9 protein-coding genes are annotated in these 15,581 nt (G+C 34.6%); 3 read left to right on the forward strand and 6 right to left on the reverse strand.

All coding sequences use genetic code 11. The features are described from left to right. Positions 1-54 precede the first annotated feature (54 nt). Positions 55-5,895 carry a T9SS sorting signal type C domain-containing protein gene (locus tag GWR14_RS12000; protein WP_163409262.1) on the reverse strand — a complete coding sequence of 1,947 codons (5,841 nt, stop codon included), beginning with the start codon at positions 5,893-5,895 and terminating at the stop codon, positions 55-57. A gap of 557 nt (positions 5,896-6,452) precedes the next feature. Between GWR14_RS12000 and GWR14_RS12005 the strand changes: the two genes are divergently transcribed. Beyond that, on the forward strand, positions 6,453-7,490 hold the full coding sequence (locus GWR14_RS12005; protein ID WP_163409263.1) for an aldo/keto reductase: 1,038 nt from the start codon (positions 6,453-6,455) through the stop codon (positions 7,488-7,490). Positions 7,491-7,555: 65 nt separating this feature from the next. Here the strand turns inward: GWR14_RS12005 and GWR14_RS12010 are convergent, their stop codons facing one another. From GWR14_RS12010 to GWR14_RS12020, 3 genes are all read right to left on the reverse strand, one after another. Continuing rightward, entirely contained in the window at positions 7,556-8,179 is a 624-nt protein-coding gene (locus GWR14_RS12010; protein ID WP_163409264.1) for a murein L,D-transpeptidase catalytic domain-containing protein, read from the reverse strand. Positions 8,180-8,187: 8 nt separating this feature from the next. Continuing rightward, positions 8,188-9,348, reverse strand: a complete 1,161-nt coding sequence (locus GWR14_RS12015; protein ID WP_163409265.1) for a vWA domain-containing protein — start codon at positions 9,346-9,348, stop codon at positions 8,188-8,190. Positions 9,349-9,451: 103 nt separating this feature from the next. Then, a complete protein-coding gene (locus GWR14_RS12020) occupies positions 9,452-10,417 on the reverse strand; it encodes an SIMPL domain-containing protein (protein ID WP_163409266.1) in 966 nt (321 codons plus the stop codon). 148 nt (positions 10,418-10,565) lie between these two features. Between GWR14_RS12020 and GWR14_RS12025 the strand changes: the two genes are divergently transcribed. Beyond that, positions 10,566-12,383: a tetratricopeptide repeat-containing sensor histidine kinase gene (locus GWR14_RS12025; protein ID WP_163409267.1), complete on the forward strand. Its 1,818-nt coding sequence runs from the start codon at positions 10,566-10,568 to the stop codon at positions 12,381-12,383. Continuing rightward, on the forward strand, positions 12,383-13,129 hold the full coding sequence (locus GWR14_RS12030) for a LytR/AlgR family response regulator transcription factor (protein ID WP_223150971.1): 747 nt from the start codon (positions 12,383-12,385) through the stop codon (positions 13,127-13,129). The genes GWR14_RS12025 and GWR14_RS12030 overlap by 1 nt, the downstream gene beginning before the upstream one ends. A gap of 16 nt (positions 13,130-13,145) precedes the next feature. On the opposite strand, the gene GWR14_RS12035 is transcribed toward GWR14_RS12030, so the two are convergent. Beyond that, positions 13,146-13,604 (reverse strand): DUF4262 domain-containing protein, encoded by a 459-nt coding sequence (locus tag GWR14_RS12035; RefSeq protein ID WP_163409269.1) that lies wholly within the window; start codon positions 13,602-13,604, stop codon positions 13,146-13,148. Positions 13,605-13,616: 12 nt separating this feature from the next. Further along, entirely contained in the window at positions 13,617-15,581 is a 1,965-nt protein-coding gene (locus tag GWR14_RS12040; protein WP_163409270.1) for a transglycosylase domain-containing protein, read from the reverse strand.

Raw genomic sequence — 15,581 nt, forward strand, 5'->3', positions numbered from 1 at the left:
AAAAAAATCCGGCAACTTTCGCTACCGGATTTTTCAGTTTATTCTCTGTTTTTCTTATTTAAAAATTACCTTTTTAGTTGTAACTGTACCATTTTCTAAAAATATTTTCACCAATAATACCTGTTGCGCAAATGGCAGGTTTTGCATTATGAGCTGAAGATTATTTACATTATCTTTTGTATATAATTGTTTGCCTGTGATATCATAAATAAATACTTTATCAATATTTTCTACACTTGAATCTATTGTAACCGTTTTATTCTGAACCAAAATTGATATAGCATCTTCTACCGTTTCAAATTCTCCTGTACCCAATGTTTTATTGGTATATCTCAATACAAAGCGGTTATTGAAAGTTCCTGCTTTTGTGTTAAAAGTATAATTACCTGCAGTTAACTCATTAATAGCGCCAGTCTGTTTGTCTTCCAGATAAACTCTCTGAGTAGCCAAATTACCATCAGCATGATCGATTGCAATAGTAAAATCACCAGCCACAGTTGAACGGTATCCCAAAGGCACAACATCTGTATCAGTAAAAGGCAAAGCACGTCCCTGAATTACATAATTATCGGCTGCATTGACACTATAAAAATCAATATAACTGTTTCCATCAAAACTCAATCCGTCAAAACTTTTGTCAAAACTGTTAGTCGCACCTTCTATATATCCAATCAAAGCTTGTTTATAGGCCCCTCCCGAATTAATCATATTAAGCCATAAGCGGTGTTTTTCCAGTCTTGTTGATTTGGATGTTTTTGCCGGTTTAAAAAACGTACTGTTATTATCTCCTACACGCATTGAATTATCAAACTCAACATTTCCGGCTAGATCTGCTGATGCAAAAAATGATTGTCCTGCAGCAATGTAACCATCAGGTACAGTCTTGTTTCCTGAACTGCTTGCTGCTGTCCCTGTCCCTCCTGTTAAATTGTAAGAAGCGTAATCATCTGAAGTATATTTGTATTGTGTTCCTGTTGGCGTAATTGCCGTATTATGAGTCCAAAAATATATTGTTCCCCCTAAAATATCCCTGTTATGAAGATTCATAAACAAAAATTCATCAGCATCCATTGCAGATGGGTAAGGGTTTCCTACCAAATAGAAATTCCCTGCTACCATTGTCTGACTGCTTGTAATATTTCCATTATTAGGCACTCCTTTGAATTCAACTGGCTGCGCATAGTTGCTGCCTGTCCAATAATCCTGACCATTAGGATATGTTGAATTTGGTTTAGGAACACGAATGATATAACCTATACCCTTATCCATAATACTTGAAGGAGATTCAGACTTCCAGGCAGTTCCTGTAAAAGACATGTATTTATCAGATAAAGTATTCGGTGATAAAGCAACAAAAGTTTGTCCCGCTACCGGTGATGACCAATATGTATAATCGAAGTTCTTCATAGGCTGAGAAATTCTTTTATAAGTAATAGCTCCGGAATTTCCAACATTATTGATTTGAACCAGACTGGCATTGTTTTCAAATGTAAAAGTACCTCCTGTAACTGTCACAGCATTAGTAATTGTTAAAGTTACTCCCGAACTTACTACAACATTTCCTGAATTTACAGTACAGCTACATCCCGTTAAATTAGTTGACAAAGTATAATTGCCTTCAAAAACAATTTTATCATCAGCTGTTGGCAGCGTAGTGTTTCCAGTTTTTGACCATTTTGTTCCATCCCAGATATTAGCTACCTGACTCATATTTAATGTTGCTGAAGCATCAGAAGTACAACTACCTTCTGTAACAGTAAAAGTATAAGTACCTGATACTAATCCATTAATTGTATAACTGGTTGTATTAGCAGTTGTATTATTATAACTTGCCGTTACTGTTCCTGTTTGATTAATCGTCCAGTTTCCAGATGGTAAACCAGTCAAAACCACGCTTCCTGTTACAACAGAACAAGTAGGATAGGTTGTTGTACCAATAGTTGGAGCATTAAAAGCATCTATATTTATTCTCGACTCTATAGAAGTCTTTGTACAATTACCACTTTGCAATATAACCTGATAAGTTCTAAAAGCTCCTGGAAATGCAGTTGGTGTATAAGAAACTTGTCCAACTGTTCCAGAAATATCCTGCCAATTTGAATTATCAGCATTATCACTGTATTGCCATTTTAAAACTAATGAAGCATCTGGATAAGTAGCATTTCCTGCATCATTTCGCAAGGTTAGAGTTGGCAAAGAACTTCCTTTACAAATATGTGCCCCGCCATTTACCCTACCTCTGTCGATTACAGTTACATTAGTTGAATAAGTAGCTGCTGCCGCACCATTACAGCCATTTGAATTATTATAATTTACAGTTACTGTTTTTGCCCCGGCTGTTAACCATTCAATCACAATATCAAAGTCAGTACTTGTACCTCTTGCAATAAGTCTGTAATCTGTATTTAGAACACCTGAAACTGTCCATACATAATTAGATTGTCCTGACTGAGAGGTATAAGTCTTATGATCTCCTCCACAGGTCTGAGCCTCAGTAGCAGTTGTAAATGTTGGAGTTGGTCTTGAGTTTACTGTCATGGTCACAGCATTTGATGTAGCCGGGCTTCCGGTTAAACATGGACTTGCATTTGATGTCATTTCAACAGTAACCACATCATTATTTGCTAAAGTTGTTGTTGTATATGTTGAAGAATTTGTTCCCGCATTAGTTCCGTTTACTTTCCATTGATAAACCGGTGTAGTTCCAGGATTTGTTGGTGTAGCAGTAAAAGTTACCGAAGTTCCTGAACATATCGCTCCTGTAGGAGAAGCTGCAATTGAAACACTTGCCGGTAAATTAGGATTTACGGTTATCGCTACAACATTACTATATGTTGTTCCGCAGCCATTAGTAGCATAATATCTGATATTCTTGCCGTTATCGGCATAAGCAACTGTATACGGAAGCGTTAAGGCCGTATAGGTACTTCCTCCAGACGCAGTCGAAATCTCCCAGCCTGAAGCCGAAACAGTAGAACCATTAGCAGTAACTGTTGGGGCAGAAGGATTCAATGAACCTCCAGGACACAATGCTGAGGGTGATGAAATTGCTGCAACTGTAGGAACATTATTTACCGTTATCGCTACAACATTACTATAGGTTGTTCCGCAGCCATTAGTAGCATAGTATCTAATATTCTTACCGTTATCGGCATAAGCAACTGTATATGGAAGCGATAAAGCTGTATAAGTGCTACCGCCTGAAGTTGTCGAAATCTCCCAGCCTGAAGCCGAAACAGTAGAACCATTATTAGTAACTGTTGGTGCAGAAGGGTTCAATGAGCCTCCTGAGCATAATGCTGATGGTGACGAAATTGCTGCAACTGTAGGAACATTATTTACTGTTATCGCTACAACATTACTATAGGTTGTTCCGCAGCCATTAGTAGCATAGTATCTAATGTTCTTACCATTATCGGCATAAGCCACTGTATATGGAAGCGATAAAGCTGTATAAGTGCTACCTCCTGAAGTGGTAGAAATCTCCCAGCCTGAAGCCGTAACAGTAGAACCATTGTTCGTAACTGTTGGTGCAGAAGGGTTCAATGTACCTCCTGAGCATAATGCTGATGGTGATGAAATTGCTGCAACTGTAGGAGCATTATTTACTGTTATTGCTACAACATTACTATAAGTTGTTCCGCAGCCATTAGTGGCATAGTATCTAATATTCTTAGCGTTATCTGCATAGGTCACTGTATATGGTAGCGACAAAGCTGTATAAGTACTACCGCCTGAAGTTGTCGAAATCTGCCAACCTGTAGCCGAAACAGTAGAACCGTTAGCAGTAACTGTTGGTGCAGAAGGATTCAATGAACCTCCCGGGCATAATGCTGATGGTGATGAAATTGCAGTTATTGTAGGTGCTGCATTTGGAGTGATACTTCCTGTAGTTGATGCCGAACTTGTCCCACAGGTATTTGTAGCTGTTACAGAAACTGTTCCTGCTCCTGAACCAATTGTAATAGTGGCTGAAACAGTACCTTGTCCTCCAGTTACAGACCATCCCGTTCCCGTAACTGACCAAGTGTAAGATGTAGCACCGGTTACAGCAGTAATACTAAAGATATTTCCCGTTGAACCAGCACATTTATTTGTTGGTTGTGTTATGGTTCCCGGAGTCGCAGGAGTTGTTCTTACAGTAATAGTACCTGTAGCTACTGGACTGCCACCACAACTACCGCCTGTTAACGGAATACTGTAATTAAATGTTCCTGATGCTGTTGGTGTACCACTAATAGTGATTGTATTATTCGAAAAAGAAGCAGAGACCCCTGCAGGCAAACCTGTTGGAGTTCCTATTCCTGTAAAACCACTTGTTGTATGAGTAATGTTGGTCATTGCCGTATTAATACATGGCGTAGGACTTGATGAAGCTACAGAAATGGTATTAATAACTGTTATTAAAACTACTGTAGAATAGCCATTACACCATGGAGCTGATGTCATTTGTGAAGTAACTGCTCTAAAATAAGTGCTTTGAGTTAGATTACCTATAACAGCCCCTGTCAAAGTAGTAGCTGTTGAGGCTATGGTTTGTCTGCTTGAAAATGAGATATCAGTAGAAGATTCCCAACTAGTAACCGGAGAAGAGTTTCCTGTCAATACTAAATTAGCAGGCTGTGTACCTGAACAAATGGTTTGTGAAGAAGCAAGTGTTCCGGAGTTTGTAGATCCTGTCATTGAAATAGTCCCTGTATTAGAATAATTTGATATTTTACAGCTATCATAAGCTCTTATTCTAAAATACGAAGTCCCATTTGGAAGGTTGTATACAGGAGAACTACCATTATTATAGGCAACATTATAATTTTGATACCCAGCAACAAAATTAGTAAAGCCGCTATCTGTTGCAATGTCTAAATAATATCCTGTAGCATTAGAAACCTGATTCCAGGTAAGCATAGCATAACCACAGTTAACTCCTGAAATATTATTTACCGATGGATTAGCCGTACTAATTGCCGTATTGATATATACATAATAATATGTTGCATTACTTGTTCCGCATGCATTTGTGGCAGTTACAGTAAGATTCCCACTTTGTGATGAAGTTCCTGTAGTAACAGTAACACTAGTCGTACCTTGTCCTGCAGTAATTGTCCAGCCAGTTGGTACTGTCCATGTATAACTGCTTGCACCACTTACAGCTGCTATCGAATACACCTGACCAGTTAAGCTTGGGCATGTAGGAGTCGTACCTGATACTGCTCCCGGTTGTGCGGGTGCTGATGAAGCAACATAAACAGTTCTTGTAGCTGTTACACCAGATTTAGTATAAGTTATTGTTGCAGTTCCTGCAGATAAAGCAGTTACAACACCTGTTGAAGAATTTACTGTCGCAATTGAAGTGCTACCACTAGACCATGTACCACCAGATGATGTAGAACTAAAAGTTGTAGTGGTGGTACCAGATGTACAAATATATTGATTACCTGACAAAATCCCGGCCTGATTAATACCTCCATTTGCAATAACGTCAGCAAAAGATGGTATACTTCCGCTACCATTACAATTTGCTACAACCGAGCCTCCAATATAAATTCTGTCAGAAGCGCTACAACCACCACCGCTATAAATATTTGAGCCACTTTGAAGTATAACTGAAGAACCCGAAGCTAGTTTTAAATCATAATTACCTCCTGAAAAATCTAAAGTACCATTATTTCTTACTATAAGCTGAATCGCACCTAAACATTCAAGATCTAAATTTTGGTTCATATTCAAACTCATAGCATTTGTCCCGTCGCCAATATATAAAATTCCTCCACATGAAGATAAAGGTGCGGTGCCACAAGTAAGTGCAGATGCATTAGTTGTGGCTGTGATTGAGCACTGTGCATTTACACTTGTGTAAAAAACAGCAAAAAGCAGAATAAGTAAAATTTTCTTCATAAAAAAAATTTTTAAATTCTTATAAAAGAATAGTTTTTAATAACTAAATTTTTGTTGATTATTTTCTAACATTACTCCCTTACTTCAGGAGCATCAAAATCAAATTTTCTTAAGATTTTGTATTTCCTTTTACCTACGTAAAAACCCTTGCTAAGGATTTCATTTTTTCAATCAATTTTGGCTAAGAATATGAGACAAAATTAGCTTGTAAAATCAGGTTTTTTATGAAAATTCAGACCTTTTAGATGAAAGACATTATTAGTCGATGAGCGACATATTTTGAAGAAAAAAAAGTAAGAAACAGAAGTTTTTACTTACAATAATAAATACCCTAATTTTTATTTTAAATAAGTAATTTACTACATAAAAAAATGTAAAACAGCTGATATTCAATCCTCAATATATTTTTGTAAAAAAAAGTGATTAAAAAGTTAAATTTCTCTAATTCAAATCATTGAAATTTTTCAAAAAAAAGCTTAAGCGTTTTTTAACTTTTGTAATTTTTTCAATTAAAAAATACGGTTGTACCTTTGAAAAAATTGAATACCACAAAATATATGAAATACACTACCCTGCCTAAAACTGACATAGAAGTAAGTAAAATCTGTCTTGGAACGATGACTTTCGGGCAGCAAAACACAGAAGCCGAAGGACACGAACAAATGGATTACGCTCTGGAAAGAGGAGTAAATTTCTTTGATACAGCCGAAATGTATTCGGTTCCTGCGAGTGAAGCGACTTACGGAAGCACAGAAAAAATTATTGGAACCTGGTTTAAGAAATCAGGCAACAGGGACAAAGTTGTTTTAGCTTCTAAAATTGCTGGACCAAATCCGAATTTTGGCTATATGCGTGAGAAACTGGATTTTTCTCCGGCAAGTATTAAATACGCAGTTGAAAATAGTTTGAAAAGATTACAAACCGATTACATCGATTTGTACCAAATGCACTGGCCAGAAAGAAAAACGAATAATTTCGGAACACGCGCTTTTCACGGACATGATGATGTTTGGGAAGATAACTTCAGAGAAATTTTGGAAACTTTCGACGGATTAATTAAAGAAGGTAAAATCAAACACATTGGAGTTTCTAACGAAAATGCCTGGGGAATAATGCGTCTTTTGGAAGAAAGCAAATACAACAACCTGCCTGCAATCAAAACCGTTCAAAATCCGTATTCTTTATTGAATCGTTTATTTGAAGTAAACTCAGCCGAAGTTTCAAAATATGAGAATGTTGGTTTATTAGGTTATTCGCCTTTGGCCTTCGGAGTTTTGACGGGGAAGTTCTTAACTGGAGAAAGTCACCCGAAAGCAAGAATTAACCTTTTCCCGCAATACAAACGTTACAATAGCGAACAATGTACGGAAGCGACAAAATTATATCAGGAAATCGCTAAAAAACATGGTTTAACGTTAACGCAATTGGCAATGGGATTTGTTTTGCAACAGCCATTCTTGACAAGCGCTATTATTGGTGCTACAACTATGGAGCAATTAAAAGAAAATATCGATACAATTGATGTGGTTCTTTCTAAACAAATCTTAACAGAAATTGATTCGGTTCAGGCTATAATTCCGGATCCGGCTCCTTAATTTTAGTAAATTAATATAAAATCCCGATAGTTTTAGAAGCAAGCTATCGGGATTTGTTTTTTGAATTAATAATACATAACCAAAATGATTTTCTTTTTAGAATTGTCAATCAGTTTTTCGAGAATGCCGAAGAACTTTTCGTTTACCATTGGACACCCCAGACTATTGCAAATTGGATAGGGCTGTTCATCAAACGGAATCTCAGAATATTTATGAAGTACTATATTTCGATCAAAAGCATTGCTGTTGGTTTTATCCAAGCCATGCAGTTTGTATGCTTTTCCAAAAGTTCCAACGTAAGAACTGCCAATGGAATATTTGCCCAACGAACTGCAATTGGAATTTTTAACATTGCTGAATTTTAGTTCTCCTGAAATTCCTGTTTCAGAACCAGAGCCGTGTCCGACCAAGCCTTTATTTAGCAGTTTGTTGTGTTTTAAATCATAAATAAAAAACCGATTTCTTCCAGATTCTATCTTCATGTCTAAAAATAGTGCAACATCTGAATTGTATTTTGAAGATTTCCCCAAGAAGCTTCTTATTTCAGCAATTTCACTTTTTAGTTTCTTTTCATAGGAGTAAATCGGTTTTGTAGTTCTTGAATCTTTTGTTTTCTCTTTTTTATTTTCACAGCTCAAACAAATCAACGGAATTGTCACAAAGAGCAGGAAGAAGATTTTCTTTTTCATTAGGATTCTTATTTCTCAACCGTATAGCCTTTTACTTTAGCGAAAGCCAGAATAGAAGAGTTTATCGTATTTCCAAGATCATCTTGCGTTTTAGTTTTTTTAGATTCTGTATCGATATATTGCTGACGCTTTTTTGCCAAGACACTAATTTCTTTTTGAATCGTTTCTCTTTCTTTTTTCTTTTCGTTTACGATTACCTGAATTTCAGCCGTTGTTTTATTTTGAAGTTCTGCCGGAAGTTCTTCTTTCTTCATTTTAGAAATAGCGCCTGCATCATCTTTTACCTTGTCTACCAAATCCCAGCTTTCGTTTTTATAAGCCGCTTTCGATTTACTCACCGCACGATCGGTGTAATTGGAAGCTGAAACTGTTTTGGCATTTTGATCCTGCATTACCTGGTTTCTTTTTTTATCTGCACCTTTAGCACCGTAATTGATATAGGTTTTGTTAATTTTTTCATCACATTTAGCGATTTCTTCATCGTAAGGTGTTGCAATATATTGAACTGCTTTATCTGAATCAATGTTGAAATATTTACCTTTTCCGCGGTCAGCACCGTCTTTCCATAAAATGTTAATGCCTTCCGTTTTGTTTCCGCAGAAAATAGTATTCACATAAATATTGTTTTTTAAAGCATCGCTGATTGTTTCTTTATAACTGATTTTACCCTGATTAAATTCTTCATTTCCTGCAATGTAAATCAGTTTCATGCTGTTGTTTTCTGCTGACCATTTCAATCCTTTGGTTGCATCCTGAATTACTGCACCGCAATATTCACTTCCGCCATTGGTTCTTAAAGCAAATAATTTCTCTGAAATCAAATCCAAATCTGTCGATAAAGGCGTGACCTGTCTGATGTAATTAGACTTTTCAGATAAACCGTCATTTCCATATTCGTATAAAGAAATTTCAATGTCTGGCGTTTTTCCTTCGTATTTCAAAGTAGTCAAAGTGTTTACAATATTCCACAATCTTGATTTCGCCTGATCAATTAATCCGTCCATACTGTTAGAAGTATCCAATAAAAGTGCCACTTGAATTTTGGTTGTTTCACCCGAATCTGGTTTTTCGGTTACATTATTTTTTAGTGGTTTTGCATTAGACGAATTACACGCAGCAAAAGAAATTGACGTCGCCAAAAGTGCTGTTATAAAAAGATTTGATTTCATAATTTTAGTTTTTAAATAGATGATTACAGATCAAACTTAAAAACTAAAAAAGCTCATTTTTTGGACAAATGGTGAAACGGTCTTTTGACTTGGTGAATTAAGGTTAATAGGTCGGTTTTGTAGAATTGACATTAATAGGTTTTAAATCGCCATTTGGAGTAATCAGAATAAATTCTTTGTCTGCTTTGGCAAGTTGTTTCTTTTCTTTTTCTCTGTTAATGAAAATCTTTACTTCGTATTGTATCTGAATAACGGGCTCCAAAACTGTTGGATTAATGATAAAGTCAAATTCTTTGTTGAAGACAGGCTGATAATAAAGTGTAGTCGATTTACTCGCCTGATTAACATCTGCCGATTTTTTTAAGTTTAAAGAAGAACTGTTGTACGCTTCATACGATTTGTACATTTCGACAGGTAAATTCACAATAAAATCATCGGTAATTCTTTTTTCAACGTTTGTGAATGTTTCTCCAAGAAGAAGTTCGTAATTCTTGATTTTTTCCTGGATCAACAGTTTGGCTTTATTCATCATTTCTTTTTTAATGATTTCCAACGAATTAGAAAAATAATCAACTCGCACCAAATCGTATATTTCATGATTGGATAAAATCGAAATAAAATCATTCAGCTGATTGGGATCGGAGTATTTTATGTGGATGTTTTTCTTCAATTCAAATCCCACAGGAACTTCATTATAAGTTTTACGGCTGAAAATCTTTTTCTCGGTTTCATATTCATAAACCGGAACAAAAGAAATCATATCGACAAAAATCTCAACACCTTTTTTAAGTTTTATTTCGTGTAATGAGCGTTCGATTCTCTGGTCAATTAATTCATTGACTTCTTTAGTTGTTTTACCCGTTTGAGTCGTACTGAAAATTGCTGTATAAGAATCAGCTTTGACATTCGCAAGCCCTTTTACACTTGCTATAATTCCTTCGTTAGAAGGGAAACTAATATCAATGGCATTATTATCAGAATATTGATTTTGATAATTGACATTTCCAGAAACTTGTCCAATAATAAACTGAGAAAAAAGGATAAAAGAAGAGTAAAATAGTTTCTTCATAATGATGGTTTTTAAGATTACGAAGCAAAAGTATTGATCGAAAAAACGTATTTTTGAGAAAATGGGTTAACAAGCTGTTTGACTTGGTGAATGCGATAGGATAGAAATTTGAAATTAAGTTACTTTACACTTTCTAAATAACTTGTTTGTGAAACGTCATGTATTAATTGTTTTTAGTCTGCTTTTTTTAGCGTTTTTATTTCCTCAAGAGATAACTGCGCAGGCAATTCCTGAAAAAAGTCAAACAAAGAGTAAGGCCAGAATCAGTAAAACTGCCGAAGAATTATCCAAATCATTGGATGAAAACGATGAATCGAAAATTGCTCAGAACTATGAAAAGTTAGCTAACGATTTTCTTAGCAAAGGCGATAATGCAAAAGCAGAAGAATATTTTAAAAGAGCTTTAAACTCTTATACCAAATTAAAACTGACCGATGATAAAACGCGCGTCACAAGAAGTTTGGCCAAAGTTCAGGAAAATCAGAAAAACTTCGATTCTGCCATAAAAAATTATGAAAAGGCAGGTTCATTGACCAAAGATGCCGCTGAAGAAAAAATCAATTTGAATGATGCCAACCGACTTAAAAATCAATCTAATCCGGAAAGTCAGACCACTTATGTCGATTCGAATATTGAATTGCTGAAAAAAGAAAAAAAAGCTGAAGAGGTTAGTAAAGCGTATGTTCAGAAAGCAGAGAATTCTTTGCAGTTAAATGATAAAGCAGTTGCAATTGAAAGTTATAAAAAAGCCTTAAAATACGCTAAAGACAAACCGGAGGAAGTCAAGATTAAAAACGAAATCGCAAAAGTTTATGTCGCCGATAATCAGTTTGACAAAGCACTTGCCATTAACGAAAAACTTCTTGCAGACGCGAAGAGCAATAACGATTTTACCACCGAAATAAAACAGCTTCAATCGCTGGCTTCTCTTTATTTTGAAAAAAAAGAACCAGAAAAAGCGATTTCTTCGCTAAAAGAAGCTTACAATTTATCTTTTCAAAAAGGAAATTCATCCGAAGCTAAAAAGAGTTTATCTTCTTTAATTCGATATTATAAAACGAAAGGCGAAGACAAAGAAAGTATGGCTTTGTACGAACAGTTTTTTAATAATTTCGAACAGTTAATCAAGTCCGATACAACTTTAATCGATGCCAAAACTTTTCAGGTTACAGAAGATAAAATCCGTCAGCTTGAAAAAGAAAAGATTCTAAAAGACGAATTGATTTCAAAGAAAAACTCCTTCAATTATTTCCTTTTAGGTTCAATTGGTTTGTTGCTGCTTTTGTTTTTCTTCATTGTAAAAGCATTGTATTCTATCCGAATCAAAAACAAGGAAATCGCTTTGCAGTCATTGCGCCGAGAAATGAATCCGCATTTTATTTTTAATAGTTTGAACAGTGTCAATCAGTTCATTGCCGAAAATAAAGAATTGGAAGCCAATAAATACTTGACTTCCTATTCGAATCTGATGCGAAATATGATGGAAAACTCCAATAAAGATTTTATTTCGCTGGATAAAGAAGTAGAACAATTAAAAAAATATCTCGATTTAGAACATCTTCGTTTTCAGGATAAATTCGATTTTGAAATTGTGGTTGATGAATCTCTTGATACCGAAAGAGTTTTTGTTCCAAATATGATTATGCAACCGCATTTGGAAAATGCAATTTGGCACGGATTGCGTTATTTGGAGGAAAAAGGTTTTTTATCGCTTCGATTCGAGTTTAAAAACGGAAAAATTAATGTGATAATTGAAGACAACGGAATTGGTTTAACCAAAAGTCGTGAACTCAAAACGACCAATCAGAAAATCTACGAATCGCGCGGTTTGAACAATACCAAAGAAAGGATTGACCTTTTGAACGAATTGTACAAAAAGGATATTTCGTTTACTGTTTCAGAAAAAGAAGCACCAGAATCAGGCACGATTGTTCAAATTGTTTTTCCATTAATTGACAAAATATGATGACTTTGCAGAAAATAAAAAGTGTAATTGTCGAAGATGAATTGGCAGCGCGCGAAGTGCTTAAAAATTATTTGAGCAAATATTGTCCACAAATTGAGGTTGTTGGCGAAGCGCAGAATATCAAAGAAGCCGTTCCGTTATTGCATGAAATTAAACCGCAGTTGGTTTTTCTAGATGTAGAAATGCCTTTTGGAAATGCTTTTGATGTTTTGGAAGCGTGTAAAGATCTTCAGTTTGAAACCATTTTTGTTACCGCTTTTTCTGAATATTCACTTCGCGCTTTAAACCAAAGTGCAGCTTATTACCTTTTAAAACCAATCAGTATCGAAGAACTGATTATTGCGGTAAACAAAGTGCATCATCAGATTTTAAATCACGAAATCTTCAATCGAAATAAAATCATTGTCGAGAATTTTCATGAGCAGAAACCAGAAAAACAACAAGTCATTTTACCAACGCTTGAAGGTTTTGAAGTAGTGAAGATGGAAGATATTGTACGTCTTCGCGGAAATGGAAATTTCACCGATTTGTATTTAAATAATGGAGCCAAGAAGATGGTTTGCCGATTTCTGAAACATTTTTCAGAGATTTTACCGTTGCCTTTTATTCGGGTTCATAAATCGCATATTATCAATCTCAATTGTGTGAAATCTTATAATAAAGGCGGAATCGTAACATTAAACGACGGGACTGAAATTGAAGTTTCGCCAACTTATAAAGAAGAATTTTTAAAGAACTTTAAATAATGTTTTTGATTTTTTTTTATAATTTAAAATCTCCTTTTATTTTTTGATCGTAATCATAATTAGGTTCATTAGGAAAAAATCCATTTAAGTCTGGAAAAATTAATTGAAGATATTTAAAATCACGATTTTCATAGAATTTAATTGTTGTGAGAATTTCTTCGTTTAGATCACTGTTGTCAACATTTATAAAATAGACTAAAAATGTATCGATTAAGTCATCAACTTTTTCGTTTGTCGGAACATTTTTAAACTTATATTTTTCGGCATAATTCTTAATTATTTCTCCAGAAAGATTTGGTCCAAGTCCCGAAATGAATATCTCAGGTATTTTGAAGTTTTCATATATTCCCGTAGAATAAGCAAAAGGTGTAAAGCCTTTTTCTTCCATCACTGCTGTTGTGTGATAACCAAATTTTTCAATGTTATCATAAACTTTCGTAAAATATATTTCTTTCTTTTCTTCGTTAAATTCCATGTAATAGATGTTCTAAAGATCAAACTCATCATCTACAGCTAAAGAATCTGTTTTGATTGCTGTAGAATCCGGAACTTTAATTTTTATTAAAGAACGTGCATTTCCTGAAATGTAAACAGGCAATAAACCAATTGTATCTTCAGGAACTAAAAGACCTCTTCTAAACATTAAATTCTTTAGGAATTTTTGGTTTTTAATAGCATAATCTTTCAAATTGCCTTCATCATTAAACTGATACATGAATTTTCTCGGTTTCGGAATAATCGTTGCCAAGTATAAACATTCATCTACATTTAAAGCCGAAGGACTTTTCTGGAAATAAAATTGACTCGCTTCGCCAATTCCATACACATTTGGTCCCCATTCTATAATATTGAAATATACTTCCAGCATTCTTTCTTTGCTTACAATTCTATTATTTTCTAAAATGTAAACTAATAGAATTTCTTCAAGCTTTCGCGAAAGCGTTTTTTCACGGGTCAAAAAGACATTCTTTATTAACTGCATACTGATAGTACTGGCGCCACGAGAGAATTTCTTAGTTCGAATGTTTTTAAGAATCGATTGTTTGAAAGCCTCATTTATGAATCCACGATGCGAGAAGAAAGAAGGATCTTCAGTTGTCAGTACACATTTTCTTAAATACGGCGAAATTTGGTCTAAAGGAGTATAATTTGGATTCTCAACTCCAACCAAAACAGGACGCTGCAGCACATTCTGAATAATGGCGCGATATACAAATTCTCCATTTAACTTATTAAGATTTGCTTCTCCGTATTTCGTAATCCTAAGATCTTCTTTATTTAATTTACTATCAAAAACTAAAGTATTCGGTTTGTTTTTATTGAATTTAAAATCCAGTTTATAATTAAAATTACCCGTAGCTTCCATTCCCTGAAAATGAGTAAATAACCCATCAGGTAATGAAACTATGAAATCCTGAGCTTTCATTTTTGGAATATCAACTTTCAACGTATAAACCGTATCCGATTCAGTATTATAAGAAACATACGGCTTAACTTTTATTTTGTTCAACTGCATTGTAGATGTACTGTCGATCGAAATAAAATCAGAACCCAATAAAAAGCGATAATCAAAGCGGGCGTTTTTAATTACTACATCTTTGTTTGCAATTTTAGGATGATTTATCTTCAAATTAGCAATCGAGGTATAACCGTCTATATGTAATTCGCTTCCGTCTTTATCAATATTGGCTACATTCAGACGTATCGAGTCAAAACTTGCTTTTAAGTTATAACGCTCATCCAGATAAGGGACTCTGATTGCACCGGTATCCAAATTAAAAAAACGTATATCTGCCTTTTTATTCCTAGGATCAGCAAAACCTTTAATGTTCCATCGCTGATCAAAATTTTTACTCTGAACATGCAGATTGGTTGTGAGCTGCTTATTATCTAAAACCAGTTTATTGATTACAATTGTTGCTTTTTTACCATTATCATCGATTCTGAAATCAAGATTTTCCAGTTTCATATCGGTCGGAACCAGATTTAGCAATTTTGAAATAATGCGATAAGCATAATCTGCGTATTTTCTTTTTTCATCTGATTTTTCTTCTGAATTGTTCCTTTTCAAAAAAGCATCAAAATTTCTAATTTTTCCTTTTTTGACTAACTGAATATAACCTTTATCTATTTTTAAAGTTCCAATCTGAACATCCCCAATCAGCAAATTAGAAAGACTGATACTAGTTTCTATATTTTTTATATTGAAAAGAGTATCGGCATTTTTTGGCACCAGAACCACATTAGTCAGTTTAATGCTGGACAAACCATCGAAAGAAGCTTCTTTTATTGAAAAATCGCTATTGTAATCAACGGCCATTTTGTGTGTCACTTTGGCGACAGCCTGTTTTAAAAGTGAATTTCGAAAAGAATACAAACCGATGCAAAGCAAAATAAACAGTACTGCTAGTACTTTTAAAATTTTGAATATTTTTTGTTTTGGGAATTTCAT

Source organism: Flavobacterium ajazii, assembly GCF_010614725.1.
GTDB lineage: Bacteria > Bacteroidota > Bacteroidia > Flavobacteriales > Flavobacteriaceae > Flavobacterium > Flavobacterium ajazii.

Coding starts and splice junctions, on each gene's coding strand:
- GWR14_RS12035 (WP_163409269.1), bottom strand. CDS start 13,604: ATGGAATTTAACGAAGAAAAGAAAGAAATATATTTTACGAAAGTTTAT.
- GWR14_RS12030 (WP_223150971.1), top strand. CDS start 12,383: ATGACTTTGCAGAAAATAAAAAGTGTAATTGTCGAAGATGAATTGGCA.
- GWR14_RS12005 (WP_163409263.1), top strand. CDS start 6,453: ATGAAATACACTACCCTGCCTAAAACTGACATAGAAGTAAGTAAAATC.
- GWR14_RS12015 (WP_163409265.1), bottom strand. CDS start 9,348: ATGAAATCAAATCTTTTTATAACAGCACTTTTGGCGACGTCAATTTCT.
- GWR14_RS12010 (WP_163409264.1), bottom strand. CDS start 8,179: ATGAAAAAGAAAATCTTCTTCCTGCTCTTTGTGACAATTCCGTTGATT.
- GWR14_RS12000 (WP_163409262.1), bottom strand. CDS start 5,895: ATGAAGAAAATTTTACTTATTCTGCTTTTTGCTGTTTTTTACACAAGT.
- GWR14_RS12020 (WP_163409266.1), bottom strand. CDS start 10,417: ATGAAGAAACTATTTTACTCTTCTTTTATCCTTTTTTCTCAGTTTATT.
- GWR14_RS12040 (WP_163409270.1), bottom strand. CDS start 15,581: ATGAAATTCCCAAAACAAAAAATATTCAAAATTTTAAAAGTACTAGCA.